The 22993-nt window shown below is 36.4% G+C and carries 21 protein-coding genes, 1 pseudogene and 1 riboswitch; of the genes and pseudogenes, 20 read left to right on the top strand and 2 right to left on the bottom strand.

The window, feature by feature from the left end:
* The first annotated feature begins 43 nt into the window (after positions 1 to 43).
* The 4 genes from ACK3CR_RS02320 to ACK3CR_RS02305 all read left to right on the top strand — a co-directional run bounded on the left by ACK3CR_RS02320 (position 44) and on the right by ACK3CR_RS02305 (position 4168).
* Entirely contained in the window at positions 44 to 241 is a 198-nt protein-coding gene (locus ACK3CR_RS02320; RefSeq protein WP_328123697.1) for a DUF3311 domain-containing protein, read from the top strand.
* On the top strand, positions 238 to 1722 hold the full coding sequence (locus ACK3CR_RS02315) for a sodium:solute symporter family protein (RefSeq protein WP_243509275.1): 1485 nt from the start codon (positions 238 to 240) through the stop codon (positions 1720 to 1722). The genes ACK3CR_RS02320 and ACK3CR_RS02315 overlap by 4 nt, the downstream gene beginning before the upstream one ends.
* Positions 1723 to 1810: 88 nt before the next feature.
* The gene (locus ACK3CR_RS02310; RefSeq protein WP_243520840.1) at positions 1811 to 3025 is read left to right on the top strand and encodes a M20 family metallopeptidase; all 1215 of its coding nucleotides are present in this window, start codon (positions 1811 to 1813) and stop codon (positions 3023 to 3025) included.
* 21 nt (positions 3026 to 3046) lie between these two features.
* Positions 3047 to 4168: a M42 family metallopeptidase gene (locus ACK3CR_RS02305; protein ID WP_243509279.1), complete on the top strand. Its 1122-nt coding sequence runs from the start codon at positions 3047 to 3049 to the stop codon at positions 4166 to 4168.
* 123 nt (positions 4169 to 4291) lie between these two features.
* On the opposite strand, the gene ACK3CR_RS02300 is transcribed toward ACK3CR_RS02305, so the two are convergent.
* Complete coding sequence (locus ACK3CR_RS02300) at positions 4292 to 5062, bottom strand: SDR family NAD(P)-dependent oxidoreductase (protein ID WP_243509281.1); 771 nt, start codon at positions 5060 to 5062, stop codon at positions 4292 to 4294.
* Positions 5063 to 5191: 129 nt separating this feature from the next.
* Complete coding sequence (locus tag ACK3CR_RS02295; protein ID WP_488974679.1) at positions 5192 to 5929, bottom strand: SDR family NAD(P)-dependent oxidoreductase; 738 nt, start codon at positions 5927 to 5929, stop codon at positions 5192 to 5194.
* A gap of 193 nt (positions 5930 to 6122) precedes the next feature.
* On the opposite strand from ACK3CR_RS02295, the gene ACK3CR_RS02290 reads away from it, so the two are divergent.
* From ACK3CR_RS02290 to ACK3CR_RS02215, 16 genes and pseudogenes are all read left to right on the top strand, one after another.
* Entirely contained in the window at positions 6123 to 6737 is a 615-nt protein-coding gene (locus ACK3CR_RS02290) for a TetR/AcrR family transcriptional regulator (protein ID WP_243509288.1), read from the top strand.
* A 144-nt stretch (positions 6738 to 6881) separates the two neighbouring features.
* Entirely contained in the window at positions 6882 to 7343 is a 462-nt protein-coding gene (locus ACK3CR_RS02285; protein ID WP_480380607.1) for a helix-turn-helix domain-containing protein, read from the top strand.
* Positions 7310 to 7687, top strand: a pseudogene (locus tag ACK3CR_RS02280) (branched-chain amino acid transport system II carrier protein); the annotation flags it as partial. The gene ACK3CR_RS02285 and the pseudogene ACK3CR_RS02280, both read left to right, overlap by 34 nt.
* Before the next feature lie 115 nt (positions 7688 to 7802).
* Positions 7803 to 8621: an alpha/beta fold hydrolase gene (locus ACK3CR_RS02275; RefSeq protein WP_480380608.1), complete on the top strand. Its 819-nt coding sequence runs from the start codon at positions 7803 to 7805 to the stop codon at positions 8619 to 8621.
* A gap of 176 nt (positions 8622 to 8797) precedes the next feature.
* Positions 8798 to 9148 carry a hypothetical protein gene (locus tag ACK3CR_RS02270; RefSeq protein ID WP_430238481.1) on the top strand — a complete coding sequence of 117 codons (351 nt, stop codon included), beginning with the start codon at positions 8798 to 8800 and terminating at the stop codon, positions 9146 to 9148.
* A 397-nt stretch (positions 9149 to 9545) separates the two neighbouring features.
* Positions 9546 to 10559: an ureidoglycolate dehydrogenase gene (allD, locus tag ACK3CR_RS02265; RefSeq protein WP_488974678.1), complete on the top strand. Its 1014-nt coding sequence runs from the start codon at positions 9546 to 9548 to the stop codon at positions 10557 to 10559.
* 95 nt (positions 10560 to 10654) lie between these two features.
* Positions 10655 to 10763: riboswitch (TPP riboswitch) on the top strand.
* Positions 10764 to 10998: 235 nt separating this feature from the next.
* A complete protein-coding gene (locus tag ACK3CR_RS02260) occupies positions 10999 to 12324 on the top strand; it encodes a solute carrier family 23 protein (protein WP_488974677.1) in 1326 nt (441 codons plus the stop codon).
* On the top strand, positions 12321 to 13460 hold the full coding sequence (locus tag ACK3CR_RS02255) for a LuxE/PaaK family acyltransferase (protein WP_243509306.1): 1140 nt from the start codon (positions 12321 to 12323) through the stop codon (positions 13458 to 13460). The genes ACK3CR_RS02260 and ACK3CR_RS02255 overlap by 4 nt, the downstream gene beginning before the upstream one ends.
* Complete coding sequence (locus tag ACK3CR_RS02250; protein ID WP_488974676.1) at positions 13460 to 14923, top strand: acyl-CoA reductase; 1464 nt, start codon at positions 13460 to 13462, stop codon at positions 14921 to 14923. The genes ACK3CR_RS02255 and ACK3CR_RS02250 overlap by 1 nt, the downstream gene beginning before the upstream one ends.
* A 14-nt stretch (positions 14924 to 14937) precedes the next feature.
* Complete coding sequence (locus tag ACK3CR_RS02245; RefSeq protein WP_243509311.1) at positions 14938 to 15705, top strand: 3-oxoacyl-ACP reductase; 768 nt, start codon at positions 14938 to 14940, stop codon at positions 15703 to 15705.
* A gap of 301 nt (positions 15706 to 16006) precedes the next feature.
* Positions 16007 to 16513: a GrpB family protein gene (locus ACK3CR_RS02240; RefSeq protein ID WP_488974675.1), complete on the top strand. Its 507-nt coding sequence runs from the start codon at positions 16007 to 16009 to the stop codon at positions 16511 to 16513.
* Between the two features lie 186 nt (positions 16514 to 16699).
* Entirely contained in the window at positions 16700 to 17695 is a 996-nt protein-coding gene (locus ACK3CR_RS02235; RefSeq protein WP_488974674.1) for a glycerophosphodiester phosphodiesterase family protein, read from the top strand.
* Positions 17696 to 18163: 468 nt separating this feature from the next.
* Positions 18164 to 20065 carry an endonuclease MutS2 gene (locus tag ACK3CR_RS02230; RefSeq protein ID WP_243509318.1) on the top strand — a complete coding sequence of 634 codons (1902 nt, stop codon included), beginning with the start codon at positions 18164 to 18166 and terminating at the stop codon, positions 20063 to 20065.
* Between the two features lie 6 nt (positions 20066 to 20071).
* On the top strand, positions 20072 to 20599 hold the full coding sequence (locus ACK3CR_RS02225) for a GNAT family N-acetyltransferase (RefSeq protein ID WP_243509320.1): 528 nt from the start codon (positions 20072 to 20074) through the stop codon (positions 20597 to 20599).
* 166 nt (positions 20600 to 20765) lie between these two features.
* Positions 20766 to 21569 carry a nucleotidyltransferase gene (locus tag ACK3CR_RS02220; protein ID WP_488974673.1) on the top strand — a complete coding sequence of 268 codons (804 nt, stop codon included), beginning with the start codon at positions 20766 to 20768 and terminating at the stop codon, positions 21567 to 21569.
* Positions 21570 to 21959: 390 nt separating this feature from the next.
* Entirely contained in the window at positions 21960 to 22703 is a 744-nt protein-coding gene (locus tag ACK3CR_RS02215) for an SDR family NAD(P)-dependent oxidoreductase (protein ID WP_243509325.1), read from the top strand.
* The last annotated feature ends 290 nt before the right edge of the window (positions 22704 to 22993 follow it).

Raw genomic sequence — 22993 nt, 5'->3', positions numbered from 1 at the left:
CGCTCCTTGTAAAGATAAAAAAATGATGAAGAGGTGATGTGTAATGAAAGGGATTCACTTTTTATCTATGCTACCTTTTATCGGTATGCTTGGCTTTTTACCCCTAGTAAATCGAGTAGAGCCGTATGTACTTGGAATGCCATTTATTATGTTTTGGGTAGTGTTATGGGCGATGTTAACTTCTGTAACGATGGCCATTGTTTTTAGATTCGATCCAGCCAATAAGGAGGATACGGAATGAATGCGTCCCTTTTCGTCATACTTGGCTTTTTACTACTAGCAATCTACTTAGGAATTCGAGCTAAAAAGGGAAAGGATATGGATCTCGAGCAATGGTCAGTTGGTGGACGGGGATTTGGGACAATCTTTGTGTTTCTTTTAATGGCGGGAGAATCTTATACAACGTTTACCTTTCTTGGCGCAAGCTCATGGGCATATGGAAAAGGGGGACCAGCTCTTTACATCATTGGTTATTTAAGTCTACTCTATTGCTTGTTTTATTGGTTTTATCCGAACATATGGAAATACGCGAAGGAGCACAAGTTAGTATCACAGTCTGACTTTTTTACAAGTAAGTATAAAAGTCCATATTTAGGTGTTCTTGCAGCTGTAATTGGTGTTATTTCGATGATTCCTTATATTGTTCTTCAGTTAAAGGGATTAGGGATTATTGTTTCTGAGGCTTCTTACGGCTTGATTTCTCCTACTGTTGCCATTTGGATTGGGGTTGTTGCTGTTACGGCCTATGTCATGATTTCCGGTATACACGGCTCTGCTTGGACAGCTGTTATTAAGGATATTATGATTTTTGTTATTGTTCTTTTTATCGGCATTTATATTCCCTTTCACTACTATGGCGGCATAGAACCAATGTTTAAAGAGATTCAAGCAACAAATCCTAACTTTCTTACGCTACCTGATCAAGGGCTGAGCACTTCATGGTTTATTTCTACTGTTATTATGAACTGTTTGGGCGGTTTAATGTGGCCGCATTTATTTGTGGCTACGTATTCAGCATCAAGTGCAAAAGCTATTCGTAAAAATGCTATTATTACGCCGCTTTATACCATTATGTTACTGTTTATCTTTTTTGTTGGTTTTGCCGCTATTAAACAAGTACCCGGATTAACGGGAGCTGATAGCGATTTAGCTTTGCTGCGCCTTTCCATTCAAACTTTTGACCCTTGGTTTGTGGGAATGATTGGAGCCGCTGGTTTACTGACAGCTTTAGTTCCAGGTTCCATGCTATTAATGGCAGCATCAACAACGTTATCCAAGAATGTATATAAGGTGTTTACGCCTTCAGCTACAGAAAAGCAAATTGCAAACCTTGCAAGAGCTTTAGTGCCTGTTATATCTCTTATCTGTGTTTACTTTACGTTTAACGGAGGCAATTCTATTGTGACCTTGCTTTTAATGGCTTATAGCTTTATAACTCAGCTGTTCCCAGCTGTTGTTTTTAGTCTGTCAAAACGTAGTATGATCACAAAACAAGGAGCATCTGCAGGGATGATTGTCGGTGTAATTACCGTCGCTTATATGACGATCACTGAGTCTACCATCGGTACTTTATTTCCTTCATTACCACACGTGCTAAAAGATTTGAACGTTGGGGTTGTCGCTTTACTTATAAACGTTTTCTTTATGGTGATTGTAAGTTTGCTTACTAAAAATCTAGTCTCACCTCTGAATATGAAGGATTCTCAGTCAACTAAGCTATGAGAAGAAAGATATATGAACTTAAGTAGACTTTCAACTAATTGATTTCGTGTGCTATATAACTAAATCTATACTAAGGAGAATATTTATGATGATGGAAAAATTGTTTGCAAGACTCCAAGAAATATATCCAGAGTTAGTAACATTTCGCAGAGACCTCCATATGTATCCTGAACTTTCCTTTCAAGAAAAGGAAACACCTAGAAAAGTAGCTGATTTTCTAACTCAGTTAGGATTAGAAGTTAGGACAGAAGTGGGGGGCAGGGGAGTTGTGGGGAGGTTAAGAGGAGGAAAGCCTGGGAAAACGGTGGCATTTCGTGCCGATTTCGATGCTCTACCCATTCAAGATGAAAAAAGAGTAGATTACAAATCTCGCATTCCTGGAGTTATGCATGCATGTGGCCATGATATTCATACAGCAGCATTACTTGGGGTAGCCAAAGTGTTAAGTGAAGTAAAGGATGAGCTTGAAGGAAATGTTATTTTTATTCACCAATTTGCTGAAGAGGTGATCCCAGGCGGAGCGAAGGCAATGATTGAAGATGGCTGCCTTAGTGGAGTAGATGTAGTTTATGGAGCACATGTTGCTTCCCACCTTCCGTTTGGAACTGTTGGCGTAGGTGAAGGGTATCTAATGGCTGCTGGGGATACATTTGAAATAGACATATATGGGGCAGGAGGGCACGGAGCTACGCCACATTTAACGGTAGATCCACTTGTAGTAGGAAGTCAAATCTTATTGAATTTACAGCAAATTGTCAGCAGACGAGTTGATCCTCTAAAGCCTGCAGTTGTGACAGTTGGTTCGTTTAATGGTGGAGAAGCTTATAATGTTATCCCAGATACAGCTAAAATGAAAGGAACTGTTCGAACTTTTGATAAAGATGTTCAAGATTTAATCGAGAAATCAATTGGACAAATAACAGCAGCTGCCTGTGAAAGTGCGGGAGCTTCATTTCAATATAAATATGAAAGAGGTTACCCATCTGTTTGGAATCATCCAGAAGAAACCAAAAGAATTGAACAATTGGCAAAAAAACTTTTTGGAGATGAAAAAGTCGGGCATGAACCGCCTCATATGGGGATGGAGGATTTCTCCTACTATCTACAAAAAGTGCCAGGAACCTTTTTCTGGGTAGGGGGAAGAGATGAGAAAGGGGATAAGGCCTATCCCCATCATCATCCAAAGTTTGACGTTGATGAACGAGCTATTTTAATGATTGGTCAATTATTTGTTTCAGCATGTTTGAATTATATATCAGACGGCTTGGTAACCCCTGAACTCCAAAAAGAAGTAGGTTTATAAACTATAAGGAGATGTTGAGTAATGGAAAAAGTGGTAGGGAGCGCTCTAAATTTAAAAGAAAGAATCAAGGAAACATTACGGGATTTAACAAGCATCGTTGGAGTTTCTGGTACAGAACAAGAAGTAGTGAAATATTTAAAAGAAAAGTTGACCCCATATGCAGATAAAGTAGAAGTCGATCACAATGGAAATGTGATCGCTATTAAATATGGAGTTGCACAAGGACCAAAACTTATGATTTCTGCTCATTCTGATGAAGTAGGTTTCTGCGTTAAAAATATTCTGCCAAACGGCTTTATTATATTTGATAAAGTAGGAGGAGTTTCTGATCAGCTATTATTAGGGAGAAAAGTTTGGATAACAACAAAGAAAATACCGGGAATTATTGGGATAAAAGCTGGACACATGCAAACACCTGAAGAAAGTAGAAAAGTTAAAACAACTCGTGAATGCTATATTGATGTAGGTCTTTCATCTAGACAAGAAGTAGAACATCTAGGGATTAGGGTTGGAGATCCTATTGTTTTTCAAAGTGATTTCATGGAAATGGCAGATAAAAATCTTATTTCAACAAAATCCATAGATAATCGCATTCACTGCGCAATTTTAATTGAATTATTTAAGGAAATAGAAGGGTTAGAGTTTGAAGGGACTTTATATGGCGTAATAACCGTCCAAGAGGAAGTCGGGCTTAGGGGAGCGGTTACGGCTGGAAATGTGATAAATCCTGATTACGCGATTGTTTTAGATACAATACCAGCAGGTGATACTCCAGATATCGATACGGAAAGATCACTTCCTGTTTATCTCGGAAAAGGTCCTGCTTGTCCCATTGCAGATAGTGTTAGCGGAACAATGATATTTAACCATATCCATCCAAAAGTAAGAGAAATGATTGAAAAGCAAGCAGAAAAAGCGAATATTTCATTACAAACTCTTACATTACTCGGAGATTTCTATACAACAGATGCTGCTAGTTTAGCTTTAACAAATAAAGGGGTACCTGTAGGCATCGTCTCGACACCACGTAGGTATTCTCACTCTCCAGTAGAATTAGTGAATTTAAATGATGCCGAAGGAGTTCTAAAGATTGTAAAAGGAATTGTTCTTGATAATGGAACGAAGGATTTAAGTTTTATATAATTATCATTCTGCGTAATAAAAAAGGTGTGTAGTATTAAAAACTACACACCCTTTCTACTCCTCAATACATAGCTGAAGACTGTAATAATAAAAAGGCTTAGATTGCTTTTTCATTTATATTCTTTAGCGGCTAGTATAACCAGCATCAACGTGAATCGTTGTACCTGTTACATAAGAAGATAAATCTGAAGCTAACCATAGGCTTGCTTGTGCAATTTCTCTAGGTTGACCAAATCTACCTAATAGACTAAGTTGAGGAGCAAATTCTTCTTCAGTTTGTCCAGTTTCTTCTAATGCTCCTCTTAACATAGGTGTATCAATCGCTCCTGGAGCTACTGAGTTCACTCGAATATTTTTATCACCGTTTTCCAATGCAGCAACTTTAGTCATGCCTACAACTCCATGTTTAGCCGCCACATAAGCAATATTATTTGGCTGAGGACGGAAACCACTTACAGATGATATATTAACAATACTTCCGCCTTGGCCTTGTTTAATCATTTGTTGTAATTCATATTTCATACATAAGGCTGTTCCCGTAAGATCAATGGAAATTAGTTTATTCCAATAATCCTCATCAAACTCAGAGGCAGGAGCGTTATCTGGTGTTAGGGCCGCATTGTTAATAGCCACATCAAGGCGTCCATATTTCTCAACTGTTTTAGCCACCATATCTTGCACTTGATCAGATTTAGAAATATCAACTTTTACAAAATAAGCTGTTCCTCCGTTAGCTTCGATCTCAGAAACGGCTGCTTTTCCTTTTTCTTCGTTAAAATCTGCTATAACTACTTTTGCTTTTGCTTCAGCAAAAAGTTTTGCAGTCGCAAGTCCCATCCCCATTGCTGCACCTGTTATAATAGCTACTTTACCTTCTAATACTGGAAATGTCATTTTAATCACTCACCCCGATAGATTCTAGTTTTCTACACTGAACTCTTATATAGCCTAAACATTTTTAATCAAAAGTATTTTTAGTTTCTAAATTTTAAGTGTAAAGCAAAACATAATCGTAAATCTTTATTATTGAGCGGTATACCCACCATCAACAGTTAAACTGTTACCTGTCATAAATGAAGAATCATCAGAAGCCATAAATAATACGGCTTTCGCCATTTCTTCTGATTTACCAAGACGTTTTAACGGTGTTGTTGCAGCTAAAGCTTGCTTATCTTCTTCTGGTATAATTGGTGTATCAATAAAACCAGGGCATAATGCGTTGACACGAATATTTTTTTCTGCATATTCAAGCGCAAGTGAACGAGTTAAGTTAATTACGCCACCTTTTGCTGCATTATAAGCTGCTGAACCAGGTGATCCAACCCAACCATACATAGAAGCTGTATTAACAATTGCCCCCCCGCCTGTTTTTAACATTTCACGAATTGCCCCGCGAGCTACTAAGAAGACCCCATCTAAGTCAACATTGACCGTTTTTCGCCATTCTGAGTACTCTAACTCATGTGAAGGTTGAACACGACCTATCCCTGCATTGTTGAAAACGATATCTACTTTACCGAATGTTTCAACCGTTTTCTTAAAGAGATTTGCAACCTCTTCTTCGCTCGTAATATCTGTTTTTATAAAAAGAGCTTCGGCGTTAAGCGCTTTCAACTCCTCTTCAAAAGCTTTTCCTTTTTCGTCATTTAAATCCACAAGGACTACTTTTGCTCCTTCTGAAACAAATAAACGTGCTGTTGCTGCTCCAATTCCAGATGCTCCCCCAGTGATGACAGCTACTTTATCTTGTAATTTTCCCATCTTAATTCCTCCTAATATAAATTCCCTTTATCATAATTTAAGGGAAATAGCTAGATATATTTTATATCTGTGCTGTTTTGTTCACAATTTAATTGTACTCCTTTGTTCACATTTAACAATCATTAAGATATCATTAAGTGTCTAGCAGTTAGACACTTATCATGAATCTGTCTATTTTGAGGGAGGTTTTTTCGTGAATTATGAGCAAAATGCACCATCTCAACGGCAAAATCGAACAAAGACACATTTGAAGCAAGCTTTAATTGAGCTTATTAAAGAAAAGGGATATCATTCCGTTACCGTTAAAAATATTGTTGATTATGCCGCTTATAACCGCAGTACCTTTTATATTCATTACCTAGACAAATTGGAATTAGCTGAAGATCTACTACTTTCTATGCTTCAAGGGTTGGAAGCTTCAGTAGGGAGCCCGCATATACCCGGACGGAAAGTGTATACAACTAAACTAAATGAACCATCTTTTAATATTGTTTCTTATATTTATAAAAACCGAAATTTCTTTGAATTAATTAACTATGAGGATACGTTACCAGGATTACATACTCGCTTTCCCCAGACGATCTTAAAAATTTATAAAGAACAATTCGTTTTTGAAACCATTAATAATATTCCAGTTAATATGGATTATTTCAAACGTTATACAGCTTATGGGTTTTACGGCCTCCTTCATAATTGGATTCACAATAACTTTAAAGAAACCCAAGAGGAATTCATTAAAGAAGTCATCGATTTAACAAAAACCCATATTTACTCGTTTGAGTATATTGGAGGAGAAGATAGAAGCTAATGGATGATGAATCGGCTTGGATCTTTTTACAGCATAAAAGATCTAAATAAAAGGAAAAAGAACAGCGATAAATCTAAATTTATCGCTGTTCTTTTTTTATAAAGTATAATGAAAATAAAGTTAACCCTCCGAGGAGAAAAGAAGATGGAGCAAAACATGTTAACGATTCAACAAGTCTTTGAAAGCGCACAGAAACATCATCTTGCAAGTCATATTAAAACCGTTTATCGGTGGATTGATAAAAAAACGCTCCCATCTATTAAACAAGGGAAATTTCGTATGGTTTTACAACAAGAATGGGAAGCGTTTGTGGCAAATAAAGCATTTTCTACAGGTGTAGAAAATGAAGGGGAGCAACAATTAAGGGATAGAATAAAACAATTAGAACAGTATATTCGCGTACAGGACTTAGAAATGAAAGAGATGAAAAATCAGATTCAACATCTCGAACTAGCACAAGATACTAGCAAGACGGCGATGAATCGATACGAATTGCAGAACCTGCTTATCACCAATAATGCTATGGACGCTCCGGATTGGAACATGGTGAAAAACACTTATAACGCAGAAGTTTATCTATCTTTAGTACGCTTGTCGCTAATATAGGTTTAACACAGCTTATTCAAGTCTCAACGCCAGTATTAATGACAATGTATCCACTTGCTATTTCTTTAATCTTTTTAACTTTTCTCCATCCATTATTTAAAGGTAGAGGAGAAGTCTATCAAGGAAGTTTAATTTTTACCTTTATTGTGAGTTTATTTGACGGCTTAAATGCCGCTGGAATACAAATCAAAGTAATTCATCATCTTTTCACTGAGTTTTTTCCAATGTACGATATAGGATTAGGCTGGTTGATTCCGTCCCTTCTAGGAGGAGTAGGCGGATATATATTTAACACATTACGCAAGGACACCTCTCATCCTAGTGAAACTCAATTCAATAAATAAGGTTAGTCGGTTATTCTATGTTTATGAGAATATATCAAGGGAAATCTTCTTTTGGAACAGGTTTTTATTAGTATCTATAAGTTTTAAAAAGCGGCCAAAAGGAGAGTGAATAATCATGCCCACTGTTCAAACAAATGATGGAACAAACATATATTATGAGGAGCACGGAGAAGGGCGTCCCCTAGTGATGATTCACGGATGGGGATTTTCCGGACACTTTTTCCAACGAAATATGGAATGTTTAGCAAAGAACGTCCGCGTTATCACAATTGATCTTCGAGGACACGGCAATTCAGATAAGCCAGATCACGGATATCACGTACCAAGGTTGGCGAGGGACCTTTACGATGTTCTCGTTCAGCTCAATCTTCAGGATGTAACAGTGCTAGGCTGGTCGCTTGGATGTCCAGTCATCTGGAGCTACCTTGAGTTATTCGGGAACGAACGGCTGAGACAAGCGATATTTGTTCAGCAAACACCAAGACAGTATTATGATCTTGACTGGAAGTACGCTCATGCTATCTGCTATGATGATGCTTCCTTTCAATACATGAAAGCACAGGTTCAATTAGATACCGCTCATTTTGATCAAAATCAAATTAACACTATTATTTCGACAGAGATTTCAAAAGAGGAAAAGGAATTGATGCTTACTGAAATGGCAAAAACGCCAATATCTGCTCGAGTGGCTATTATGGCTGATCATACCCGGTATGATTGGCGAGACTTTTTACCTCACATTAACCTACCATCTTTAGTATTAGTAGCTCAAAAAGATAGTGTATTTGATTGGAGAGGTCCTGCATGGGTGGGGGAGCATATCCCAAACGCCAAGACCGTTTTCTTTGAAAACAGCAGCCATGCATTATTTGTAGATGAAGTGGAAAAGTTTAATGAGACTGTGCTTCGTTTTATGAGTAGAAGGATAGAATGAGATAAGAAGCGGTATCAAAGCGAATGGTTTTGATACCGCTCTTTATTATAAAAATTCAAAAGATCGAAGGATACTTAAATAGCCAAGAACCATTTTTAAGAATCGAATATAATTTCTTATAAGTGAAGAAGATATATAAGAATTTGATAAATCAAGTCCTTAGGAGGAGCAATCATATGTCTTTTGAAGATAAGCTTAGAAGTGCAGGTCGTACAGTCAATGACGCTGTAAATAATGCTGTAAATGGTTTTGAAAACGGATTGAGTCACACTTTCGAGGAAAGTGAAAATATTTTAAACGGAATTACGGATGATATTCGAGGAAAGATTAGCGAAAATGCTGATGGTTTAGCCGTAATGTTTAGAAACTCCCATCCTGAAGCAGATTTTGATGAATGTGTGGCTATGGTAACTGTAGGAGCGGCTGCTTATGGAGCGTTTGTTGGTGGTCCGCTTGGCGCAGCCATAAATGCAGGAGGAGGAATACATGCAGCACATATAGCTTGCCGTAGAGTATTCCCTGGATAAACAATAAATAGAATATATCTATAAAAGATCCTGTTCAAAGTACCAATTGAATCGCCTAAGAGAATAGCATGATTATCCTTTTCTATAAAGTAGGGAGTTTGGAATTATTAATAATAAATTTAAACGTGGGAATCTATTTTGAATGATATATTTTCAAAATGGGTTCTTTTTTATTTAGTAATAAGATGATCTGCTCTTTCATTACCCTTTCTTGCGTAGTCCTATATAGACGTGTTTTGTCTATTTTCATCTAATTCTCTAAACGGGGAATTTTTGCATATTTACCGCTAGTTATCCCTCCCATTCCTTTGAAAAAGCTAATTTAAGAAGGAAAATTCAAAAAGGTCATGAAGATTAAAAAAGAAGACAAAAATGCTAAAAAGGGGAGTTTAGCCAAATGACGGATATAATTGTTGCTGATTATCAATTAAAAGAACTTGTTGGAAAGAAGTTAACAAAGGCTGGTCTTCGCCAAGATCATGCGGCTATAGTAGCAGATATTTTGGTTCACGCAGACTTAAGAGGAGTTAGTTCTCATGGTGTATTAAGAACAGAACATTATGTTAAGCGCTTAACCGAAGGAGGACTAAACCCTAATCCTCAATTTTCTATAAAAGATACAGCTCCATCTGCTGCTGTTTTTGATGGTGATGACGGAATGGGACATGTAGTTGCTAAGGAAGCAATGAATCATGCTATGAAATTAGCAAATAAAAACGGAATTGGGATGGTAACAGCCATTAACAGCAGTCACTGCGGGGCATTGTCTTATTTTGTACAGCAAGCTACCCAACATAAAATGATTGGTATGGTTATGACTCATACAGATAAAGTAGTAGTGCCATTTGGTGGAGCTAAGCCTTTTTTTGGTACAAACCCAATCGCGTTTGGGTTTCCTGCGCTTGAACATAAACCAGTGATTCTTGACATGGCTACAAGCAATGTCGCCTTTGGAAAAGTCCTTCATGCGCGCGAAGCTGGTACCTCTATTCCTTCTGATTGGGGAGTGGACGGGAAAGGAAAGTCGACTACAGATCCAAACGAAGTCAAAGCCTTGTTGCCATTTGCTGGTCCTAAAGGTTATGGACTTGCTATGGTAGTGGACGTGCTTTCAGGACTACTTGCTGGAGCAGCATTTGGCCCTCATATTACTGCAATGTATGGTGACTACTCAAAGAAACGCAAACTTGGACATTTCTTATGTGCCATTAACCCGACTATTTTCACGGATCATGATACATTTCTAGCCAATATGGATCAAATGATAAAAGAACTTCATGAAATAACACCTGCTGAAGGATTTTCAAAGGTCATGGTACCAGGAGAGCCTGAGCAAGTAAAAGAGGAAATGAGACTGAAAGAAGGAGTTCCTGTGACTGAAACTGTCTATCATTATTTATCAAAAGAATAGAGGCTAATTTATTAGAATGTAAAGTTTTCCACCATTATATCAGTCTTTACTTATCTAGATTTTAAAGTTATCATTAGAGTCGATAAATAAATATACAATTCTACTAGGGGTGCCCGAAACGGGGCTGAGAGAAAAACTGATGTTTTTTAACCCTTTGGACCTGATCTGGATTATACCAGCGTAGGAAAGTAGCTAAGATAAACATTATTCTTTATTACTATACTATACCAGGTCCAAAAGTGGGCCTGGTTTTTATTATGCTCTATTTTCGTTTGGAGTGCTTTTAGAACCAACCCATTTTAAAAATCCTAAAAAAATAGGCACTTGAACAGATTAACTGAAATAAAGCAGAAGGGGGAATTTATGTAATAAAACAAAATATTCGTTTTTATGGCATCCTAGATCAGAATTGTAAACACTATGGCGTAAGGAGACAACTATGAAGGAAGAAGCAAAAGATACTACTAATCATTATGAAGAAAAGCTAGCATTGGATGAGAAATTGTCGTCTTCAAAAACATTTCTCTATGGATTGCAGCATGTTTGTGTTTCAAACGTTTGGCTAGACCCAATCTTTGTTGCTGCAATGATTGGTTTACCCCTTTCACAATCGGCAAATATCGTAAGTGCTATATTCATTGTAGCTGGTTTAGTGACATTCATTCAGGCTACTAAGCTAGTAAGATTACCTATTGTTCAAGGTCCATCTGCTGCTTTTGATTCGGTTATGATTGCGGCTGGTAAAGCGAACGGCCTAGCTGCTGCGAGCGGCGGTATTTTTCTAAGTGCAATTATTGTGTTTATTTTATCTATTACAGGCATTATCGGCCGTTTAAAGTCACTATTTACCCCTGTTATTTCAGGTACGGTCATTTTTCTTGTTGGAATATCTTTAGCAGAGTTCACTCTATCTGAATTCTTGGGAGGGGCGCCTGGGGATGAATCATTTGCAAGTCCATCAACATTAACATTATCAATCACAACGTCCCTCATTGTGTTAAGTTTATCTCTTTTTGGCAAAGGATTATGGAAATCTTTTTCCTTTTTAATTGCATTAGTTGTTGGAGACATCCTTGCCGTTATGCTTGGAAAAGCTGATTTCTCTCTGATTGAAAGTAAACCATGGTTTGGAATTCCACAGTTCCTTCCATATGGACATTTAACGTTTCAATGGGAACCCTTTTTAACTTTTTTTGTCGTATATATTGTAGCCATTATTGAAGCAATGGGGGTATACCAGGCTTCAGGTGAAATGCTGAATACTGAAATTAACAAAAAAAGAATTCGCAATGGATTTGCAGGCGAAGCGGCTGGTTCATTCCTATCTTCTCTTATCGGAGGATTTCCTACTACTGCGTATGCTCAAAATGTCGGATTGCTAAGATTGACAGGAGTAAGTTCGAGATATCCGGTTATGGTGGCAGGGTGTATTTTCCTACTGTTTGGATTCTTTCCAAAAATCGGGGCATTACTTGCTTTAACACCCTCTCCTGTTGTAGGAGGAATCTTTTTGCCTGCTGCCGCTACCCTTGTGTCTACGGGGATTTCTATTCTTACTAAGGCAGAAAATACGGACAAAAATTATCTTATCATCGGGTTATCCATAGTGCTTGCACTTTCATTACCTCACTATTCCGGTAATATGGATGGAATCTTAGGTACAATGCTTTCTAATAGTTTATTAATTGGAGCATTCACTACTATCTTTTTACAACTAATACTTATCACTATACCTAATAGACTGAAAAGAGGGCATTTAGAATGAGAGAAGATTCACAAATGATTACTTATGAAATCTTACAGTTCATTGAAAGTAATACGCAGGAAAAGCAAACGAATCCTGATATTGCTGAAGCGACATATAACGAGCTGGCACTAAAATTGTTTCAATATCAGTTTAAGCATAATAAGGCTTATAAGAAATTTTGTCAGGCGAGAAAAAGAACGCCCCTAACAGTGAAGAGATGGATAGATATTCCCCCAATGCCGATTCAGGGGTATAAGGAATTAACGTTATCTTGTGAACCAATTGAGGAAGCAGAAGCTGTTTTTATGACAAGCGGGACAACGAATCCTGAGGCAAAAGGGAAGAATTATCATCCTGATCTTACTATGTGGGATGCTTCTATGAAAGGACCGTTTAAGCAGTTTGTTATGCCAGATTATGAGAAAATGACTATTTTTGTCCTTTCACCAGCAGAAGATCTTAACCAAAATTCTTCATTATCAAGATACTTATCAAATGCTGTGTCCTATTTTGGAACCGAGAATAGTGAATTCTTTTTCAGTGAAGAGGGACTTAATTTCGAAAGGCTCGTTTCCCAATTAAAAAGATGCGAGGAGCAAAGAGAGCCTGTAATGCTAATGGGAGCAAGCTTTGCTTATGTTCATATACTTGATTACTTAAAGGAAAAGCAAATTCAGTTCCGGTTACCAGAAAAAAGCCGAATCTTTGATACAGGAGGCTTTAAAGGCCAGTCACGGGAAGTGGATATGGAGCAGTTGTACACTGAGTTTCAGACGTATTTTCAAATTGGTCGTGATAAATGCATCAATATGTATGGAATGACAGAGCTTAGTTCTCAAATCTATGATCAAACAATTCTAAGTAGCTATTTAAATAGGTCTGTTATCCATGACAAAGCGGCAGCTCCCTGGATAAAAACCGTTATTTTAAATACGGAAACGCTAGAACCTGTCCAACAGGGAGAGAAAGGGGTTATTGCACATTACGATCTTGCTAATTGGAATTCGTGTCTAGCCCTTTTAACAGAAGATTTGGGGTATCAAACGGAAAATGGCTTCGTTCTTCTTGGAAGAATAAAAGATTCAGAGGCAAGAGGCTGTTCTATTGCCGTTGATCAGTTAATACAGTCAAATTCAGGTGGTGCGGTAAGGTAGTGAAAAATATAAAAGAATTGAATGCATTTCGTGTACCTAATTCCATTAAATTAAACGAATTCCAGTTGAAAACAATTGAAAGTAGTGACATTACTTTCACATTAAAAATTCCTGTTATTACAGTGGATGTGTTAGAGCGAATCATTCATCAAGTGCAACTCAATCGTGACCAGTATTTAGCTGCTATGCCTATTACTGATATTGTCAACAAAATTGATATGGCCGTTCAAAAATGGCTGAATCCAGACTATCCGCTTCGTAAGTTAGCAGAAAGAGTCATTCCCCTTATAACGGGTTATGATCAAGAGATGGTTCGGTTGCAATTAAAAAGATATATGCGTACCTTTCGAAAAAAAGAATTACTGCGCTTTCTTGATGAGGAGTTCGATCAGCCTGCAATGTTAGATGAATTTCGCCCTCGAAAATCTGGCAGTATGAGCAAAGCTTTTGGACCACGTACTATTTTTCATGTTTTCTCTGGGAATGTTCCAGGAGTTCAAATTTGGAGTTTAATTATGGGGCTTATGGTGAAATCAAGTGCGATCGGAAAAGTCTCAATGGCTGAACCTCTGTTCCCTGTTTTATTTACAGAGTCATTAGCGGAGGTTGATGAAAGACTTGCCGAAACGATTGCAATACTCCCGTGGAAAGGGGGAACAAACGAATTAGAAGTGACGACCATTGAAACTAGCGACGCTGTGGTTGTCTACGGAACGAATAATACTGTTGAAAAATTGAGAAGCAAGGTTCCCCCTCATAAGAAGTTCTTAAGCTATGGGCATAAAATTAGCTTCTCTTTAATTGGCAAAGAAGCTTTGACTCCCGATTTGTACTATCAAACCATTCAAAAAGTAGCGGAGGACATCAGTGTCTATGACCAACAAAGCTGTCTATCTCCACAAACCGTTTTTGTGGAAGAAGGAGGAGGAATCAGTGCAAAACAATTCGCTCAAATGTTAGGTGCAGAACTTGAACGTTATCATAAAAAAAGACCGCGAGCGAAGCTAACAGATGAAGAGGCCATGTCTATTCAACGGTTAAGAAGCCGCTTTGAGCTAGAGTCCCTGCAACAAGATAATGTAACAGTTCTTTCAAGCGAAAGGGGTACATCTTGGACTGTTATTTATCATAAAGAACTCGGATTTGAAGGTTCTCCCTTGAATCGCTCTATTCACGTATACTCGGTAGTAGAATCAATTGAACAGGCAGTTCATATTATTAAGCCGTATCAACAATATCTACAGTCATGTGGGCTTGCAGTAGCTCCGTCGAGGTTATTCCAACTAGCCGGCCGCCTAGGAGAATTAGGGGTAAATAGGATTACTCCAGTTGGAGAAATGAATCAAGCAAAGCCAGGTTGGCACCATGATGGAGGATTTAATCTCCTTGATCTTGTAAGAATGACAGATATTGAACGGAATGTAGAAGAGCACTTAGAACGTTTTGATCCAGATGTTGAATAGAAGGTGGAGTAACAATGAATTTAAAGCAGAAAATAGTATTAATTACAGGAGCAAGCAGGGGGATTGGAGCTGAGATGGCCAGACAGTTTGGTGCCGCAGGATCAATTGTTGTTATTAATTATTTGAACAATGAGAACCTAGCGGGTAAAGTTGTTAGGGAAATTGAGGAAATGGGCGGTCAATCCGTTGCGATTAGGGCAGATGTGACAGATAGCAATCAAGTAAATGAAATGATCGAATCCATTGTTGATTCCTTTGGTGCCATTGATGTAGTTGTAAACAATGCATTAAGTCACTATACCTTTAACCCTAAAACGAGAAAAACAGCGTGGGAGATGGAATGGGAAGATTACAACAAACAATGGGAAGGAAGCGTACATGGCGCTTATAATATATGTAAGGCTGTAATGCCTCATATGAAAAATCAAATGTCAGGAAGAATGATTAATATGGTTAGTAATTTAATTCATTTTCCAATTGTTCCTTATCACGACTATACAACAGCGAAGATGTCATTGCTTGGTTATACCCGAAACCTCGCCAAGGAATTAGGCAGTTTTGGTATTACTGTTAATGCCGTTGCGCCAGGTCTGACTTATCCAACTGATTCAAGCCATGAAACAAAGGAAGATATCAGAAACAAAATTATTCAATTGACACCTTTGCACCGCTTGGCCCAGCCTAAAGATATTGCTGGAAGCGTATTATTTTTAGCTTCTGATTTGGCCTCTTTTATTACGGGTCAATGCTTAAATGTCGATGGTGGGTTAGTAATGCATTAAGAGATGCTTTACTAACATTACAAATAATCACATATATAAAAACATGATCTAAAATTAAAATGAATAAAAGAGAAAAAAGCCATAGACTCTTTATTAATAAAGAGTCTATGGCTTATTCACTTCCCTAGAATGGTCTATGTAAATTTACCAACAATAAGAAAACGCTTACAATTCGAGGGGTGATGAATATTAACCTGAAGTATGAAGTTGAGAAACAGCATTCATTAGGCAACATTCAATTAGGTTCGTAAAGTTCTTTAGAAACAAAAATTCACTATACTTCTAGTCAAAGGGGTTTATTATGGAAGAGAAAGTTTACTTTCAAGCAGAACATGTATTTCGTCAAGCAGTTGAACCGTTATTCTTAGAAGAAAAAACAAAGTTACAGTCATTATTTCCCCATGCGGAGATTTATCATGTAGGAAGTACATCCGTACCCGGAAGTCTTACTAAAGGGGATGTAGATATTCAAGTAATAGTGAATCAAGAGCATTTTAATTCATCAAAAGAGGTTCTAGTAAAACACTATAATATCAATGAGGGAAGTGTGTCATCTGATACATTTATTTCGTTTAAGGATGACACCAGAAACCCTCCTTTAGGTATCCAATTAACAGTAAGAAACTCATCTCTCGATATATGTTGGAAAATCACCGAGGTTTTAAGGGAAAATGAAAATTTGAGACAACAATACGATCAAATTAAACAAGAATTTAACGGTGAAAGTATGGAAGAGTATAGAGAAGCTAAAGCGAGGTTCTTAACAGATCTCGTGAAAACGAATGATTACAAGAATAAGGGAAAATAACTCCTTATCTCTTGGTGTTCATATAAAAAAGGCGAGGTATCTTTTACTACCGATAATTCCTAATATGATGAAGCATTCATAATTATTTTAATAGGAAATTATAATCCTTGAATTATTGAATTTAATCATGTTCTTTTATATGATTCTGAATGGATAACAAGGTATATTGACTAATTGGAGGAGACTATGAAGTTTTTAAAAAAAGCTTTTAAACGTAGAACTACATGGCTTATTTTCGGGGTGATCATAGCTTTTATTTACTTTAATAATAGTTCTTTACTAGCTCAGAAAAGAGAGAGTCAACCCTTTTTACTTGCTCATCGAGGTGTTGCACAAACATTTACTATGAAAGATATTCAAAATGATACATGTACAGCCGAAAGGATTTACAAACCGGAACACCAATTTTTAGAAAATACCATTCCATCTATGGAAGCCGCTTTTGAGGATGGAGCTGATATGGTTGAACTTGACGTGCATATCACAAAAGACAATCAATTTGCCGTATTTCATGATTGGACACTAGATTGCCGAACAAATGGAAGGGGCGTTACAAGAGATTATACAATGGCTGAGTTGAAAAAATTAGATATTGGATACGGATATACGGCTGATGGAGGAAAAACATATCCTTTTCGAGGTCAAGGAGTTAACCTTATGCCTTCCCTGAATGAAGTAATGGAACATTTTCCTCATCAAGCGTTTCTTATTCATGTAAAAAGTAATGATCCAGAGGAAGGAAGAAAACTAGCCCAGTATTTATCCCAATTTTCTAAGAAGCGCTTGGAAAATATAACGGTTTATGGGGGAGACGAACCGATTGATTCATTGAAAAAGGAAATGCCAAATTTAAAAGTTATGTCCAAAGCAACGATGAAAGCTTGTCTTATTCCATATATAGCAACAGGATGGACAGGGAATGTACCAAATGCCTGTGAAAATACAGAATTACATATACCAGAAAAAATTGCTCCCATCCTCTGGGGATGGCCAAACCGCTTTTTAAATCGAATGGATGACGTAAATACTCGTACCATTATTGTTGGTGGAAATGGAAGTGAATTTTCAACTGGTTTTGATTTTATCCAAGATTTAAAAAGGCTTCCAAACGATTATTCAGGGGGCATATGGACCAACCGTATAGATAAAATAGGGGATTACTATAAGAAAAATAAAGAGTAATTTCTAAGAACAAAAATTTATTTCAACTTTACTTTTTTAACCATCCATAGTATGATAAAAATACTAAATTAGATTTCAATGAAAATTCCAATAAATTAATGAGAGGTGCTTTTTGTGAGTGCGGTAGGTTCTAAATAGGAAAAGTTAAATGAAATAAATACGATAGCAGAAGTGAATGAGGTACAAAATGTGCCTGTATTTTGCTATGGATTTATTTCAAAACCTATGAAGATACCTACAGTACTTTATAAAGCATGTAATAGTAAGGGAATAGCTCTATTTTAATGGCTTATTTCCTTATGTATATTACACTTGCCTTGTAATGTAAAAAGCTGCGGTATCCCCGCAGCTTTTTTGTGTTTAGATAAGTAGTAAATAATATTCTTTTATGTTTGAAACCTCATTGAAATCTAATGAGTAGGTATCTTCGCTTGTGAAATGAATAAATCACAGTGAGGAGAATGAAAAATGAATCACACGACTTATGAAAAGTTACAATATAACGAATTAAAACAGATTGTTAGATCTTATTGTGTAAGTGGATTAGGTAAACAATTACTGGATAAATTAAAGCCGAGTACAAATATAAAAGTAGTTAAAAATCGCTTAAATGAAACAACAGAAGCACGAGCAATTTTAGATGCAGAGGGGCACGTGCCGTTTTTAGGTATATCTAATATCGATCATACAATCCAAAATCTTGAAAAAGGGATGATGCTTGATCCAAGTGAGTTGGTAAGTGTATCAGACTTTTTAAGAGGGTGTAGAAAAATGAAAAAATTTATGATGAATAAAGAGTTTTTCGCGCCCCTATTAACATCTTACGCCAATTCAATGACTGAATATAAAAGTATTGAGGAAGAAATTAATTTTTCAATTAAGGGAAATCGTGTAGATTCAGCTGCAAGTAAAGAGCTAAAACGAATACGCAATAACATGGCAGCGGCTGAAGAAAAAATAAAGGAACGCTTAAATAAATTTCTCAATAGCAGTTCATATAAAAAGTATATTCAAGAGTTCTTTATTAGTAAAAAAGATGATCGGTATACAATTCCTATTAAAGCTTCCTATAAAAATCAGATTCCAGGAACAGTAATCGAGGTTTCTTCTAAAGGTTCTACTGTCTTTATCGAGCCAAATACTATTACAAAGTTAAATGGAGAACTCTCAAGTCTAAAAGCTGAAGAGGCAATAGAAGAGTATCAAATATTAGCTACGTTATCAGGAATGCTTTTAGAGAACATTCATGAAATTAAGATCAATATGGAGCTTATTAGTCAATATGATATGGTGTTTGCGAAGGCAAAGTTCAGTAAGCATGTCGGAGGGATAGAACCGAAGTTAAATGATTATGGATATATCAAATTAGTTGATTGTAAACATCCCCTTTTAACAAGAGAAGCTGTGCCACTTCATTTTGAGATAGGGAAAGATTATCGTAGCTTGATTATTACGGGTCCTAATGCTGGCGGGAAAACCATTGTGCTAAAAACCATAGGATTAGTCACATTAGCAGCTATGTCAGGCTTTCACATTATTTCAAACAAGGAAACGGAAATAGCCGTATTTGAAAACATCTTTGTTGATATTGGAGACAATCAAAGTATGGAAAATGCGCTAAGTACATTTTCATCTCATATGAAAAATGTATCAGAGATTATGAGAGCAGCCAACAATAATACCCTTTTACTATTTGATGAAATAGGAAGTGGTACAGAGCCGAATGAAGGAGCTGCACTCGCGATTTCAATTTTAGAGGAATTTTACCAAATGGGATGTATCACAGTAGCGACAACTCATTATGGCGAAATCAAACGTTTCTCCGAAATGCACAGCGATTTTATGAATGCAGCCATGCAATTTAATAGCGATACATTAGAACCAATGTATCAATTATTAATAGGAAAATCAGGAGAAAGTAATGCACTTTGGATTTCTAGGAAAATGAATGTACGAGAAAATGTGCTACAAAGAGCAAAGTACTATATGGAGAACAAAGGGTACCATTTAGAACGGGTAGACGATAATAAAATAAGAAAACCTAAGATTAGTAAAGAAAAGACGGAAGAAAAGAATGAATATAAAAAAGGTGATCGTGTAAAATTATTAGACTATAATGACTTTGGGATTATCTATAAAGAAATGGATAATTTCTATAATGTTGTAGTGTTCTACGATAAAGAATTTATGGAAGTAAATGTTAAACGGATTTCCCTAGAGATATCAGCAAAAGAACTATATCCAGATGGCTATGATTTAGAGACATTGTTTATTGATTATACTACCCGAAAAACGCAGCATGATATAGAACGTGGTTCCAAAAAGGCGCTTCGTAAAATTCAAAAAGAGATAAGAAAACGTAAAGGGTGAGATGAAATGGCGATAATGATTAGACAAGAAAGTCAGGAAGAGTATCAAAAAACAGAAGAACTTGTAAAACAAGCATTTTCAAATGCGGAGTTTAGCGATCAGAAAGAACATGAACTTGTACATCGGATGAGAGCATCTGATGCATTTATTCCTGAACTTTCATTAGTGGCAGTAGATAACGAAATTGTAGGACATATTATGTTATCTAAAATTAAAATCGTAAATGATGATAGGGCTGTAGATTCTCTGGCTCTTGCCCCAGTTTCTGTATCCCCAAATCATCAGAAAAAGGGAATCGGAAGTTCATTAATTACTCATACATTAAGAAAAGCAAAAGAGCTTGGTTATCAGTCTGTTATTGTATTAGGTCATCAAGATTATTATCCAAAATTCGGATTCAAACCAGCAAGTTTATGGAATATAAAATCACCATTCGAAGTCCCGGACGAAGTCTTTATGGCCATGGAGTTAACTAAGGATGCTCTTAAAAACACACAGGGGGTTGTTCAATATTCTCAAGCATTTTTTGAATAAGATGAAACATATCTCTTACTCGTGTAATAACGGAGTCACTTACAAGGTATGTTATACTTCTATTAATTAAAAACGGAAGGAGCACGTTATATGTGTTGCTCATGCTGTCCAGTATTTGATAACTTCCTTATCTAAAAATGAAAATATAAGATAGGGAGTGTTGAATTTGCTAATTCAAAAGAAAATCATTCAAAACGTTAAAAATAAATGTATCGAAGATGAATCAGTCTCAGCTTGTATGATGTATGGGTCTTTTACTAAAGGGGAAGGAGATCAGTATTCAGATATTGAGTTTTATATATTTATTGGAAATCATGATATAAATCATTTTAACTCAAGACATTGGATCTCTGAAGTAAATGCTGCTGATTTGATATTTTACAATGAGTATGGAACAGAGGTAGTCATATTTTCAAATATGATTCGGGGAGAATTTCATTTTCTCCCTGAATCAAAAATGGAAATAATCAAAAGTTTTAAATCTACTGGAGTTTTCCCAAACCCTGAGTCGATGTATATTTACGATTCTACAGAACAATTACGGCCTTTGCTTGAAGGATTAGGTGGATCTGGTCCAGAAAGAATGACAGATAAAAACGTAAGTTTTGCTTTTAATAACGTTGTAAACGCTTGGCTGATGGGTCTAAATGTAATGAAAAGAAGAGAGTTAGCACGTTCTTTAGAGATTTTAACACAAGTGCAAAAATATATATTACAACTCATAAGAGTAAAGGAAAAAACGGTAGAACGTTGGTTAAATAGCACCAAAAACTTGGAAATGGATATAAGTGTTGAATCTTATCATGACTATGCTTCAATAACTGCAAAACTAAGAGAGTGTGAATTGAAAACAGCTTATCATAACGCCTTGAAAGTGGTAGAAAAGCTGTATCATAATTTAGGTACTTTTTACACGGTCGATATAGATCAAGGTTTTATTAAAAAGCTTTACATTCACTTAAATGAATAACTTAAATATAAAAAGCTCTCTGTTTACTAACAGGGAGCTTTTTATATTTATTATATTTTTAGTATTTTTCTCGGAAAAGCAATGGAACCTAACTTTCTTAGATTCTCATTATCTAATTCTTCAATGTTTACTTTTATATGTTAAATAAAAGTAAGGGATCAAAGACTAGACAAATCAACTAATTTGATTGTGGTAATAAAGTGAAAATTGGCACCAGAAGCGGTGGGGAAAGTGATTATGTAGCTTCTCTAGCGCTTTTCAAAAATGGTAGCAGAGGTTATATCATCTATTTTGTTTTGGTTCTCAGGGTAGGAGTATAAAAATGAGAAGATAAGAAAAAATACGAAGAGCGTGTTAATCCTTTTTATTACTTCAAGGGGGAATTAGATTATGACAAACTTAGATGGCAAAGTTGCAATTGTAACAGGTGGTGCTTCTGGTATCGGATTAGCTACTGCTAAAGCTTTTCTAGAAAAAGGAGCAAAAGTCGTTATTGGAGATTACAATAATGAAGCTGGAGTAAGCGTCGAAAAAGGGTTAAAAAAAACATATAAGGATGTTTTATTTATCACAGTTAATGTGGCTGATGAGCAATCAGTTGAAAATCTTGTTTCTGAAACCGTCAAACATTTTGGAGGGTTAGACATTATCTTTAACAACGCTGGGGTTGGTGTTCAAACACCTACTCACGAATTAACGGATGAAGAATACAAGAGAGTGATTTCTGTGAACCAAGATGGTGTCTTTTACGGGATTAAATATGCTCTTCGTGAAATGCTTAAAACGGGTGGCGGTTCTATTATTAACACTTCTTCTATTTTGGGGACAGTTGGTGAACCAACTTCTATTCCATATGCTGCAAGTAAAGGCGCTGTTAATTTAATAACAAAGTCTGTTGCATTAGAATATGCAGATCGTAATATTCGAGTTAATGCTGTAGCTCCTGGATTTATCGAATCTGGACTAGTGAACAAAGAAGCAATGGGTGAGTACTATGACGGTCTAGTAGCCAAACATCCTATTGGTCGACTAGGTGAACCAAAAGAAATTGCACATGCTGTTATTTTCTTAGCTGAAAATGACTTTGTAACAGGGACAACACTTCTTGTTGACGGTGGATACACAGCTAAATAAGCCTTTTATAATAACTCGATTCTTTTTATTATCGCAAATTTTTAAATATATAATAGTGGACTTGTTAAAAGTCTGATAAATAATAAATATGCGGGTGAACAAGTTATCTCACTTTAAATAGCCTTCTGTCATTTGGATGATAGAAGGCTATTTAAGTTATATGACAGTGACAACCGGTTATTAAAGTAAGAGAGCGTAAAGAGTTGCCTATTATCTATTTAATTCACTACCATAATCTGGATATAAAGAGGCAGAATGTCCTTTTAGTATGGATATGTATAACAGTTCTT

The organism is Priestia sp. TRM10 (genome assembly GCF_057808375.1).
This window is presented reverse-complemented; position numbering and strand designations above follow the sequence as displayed.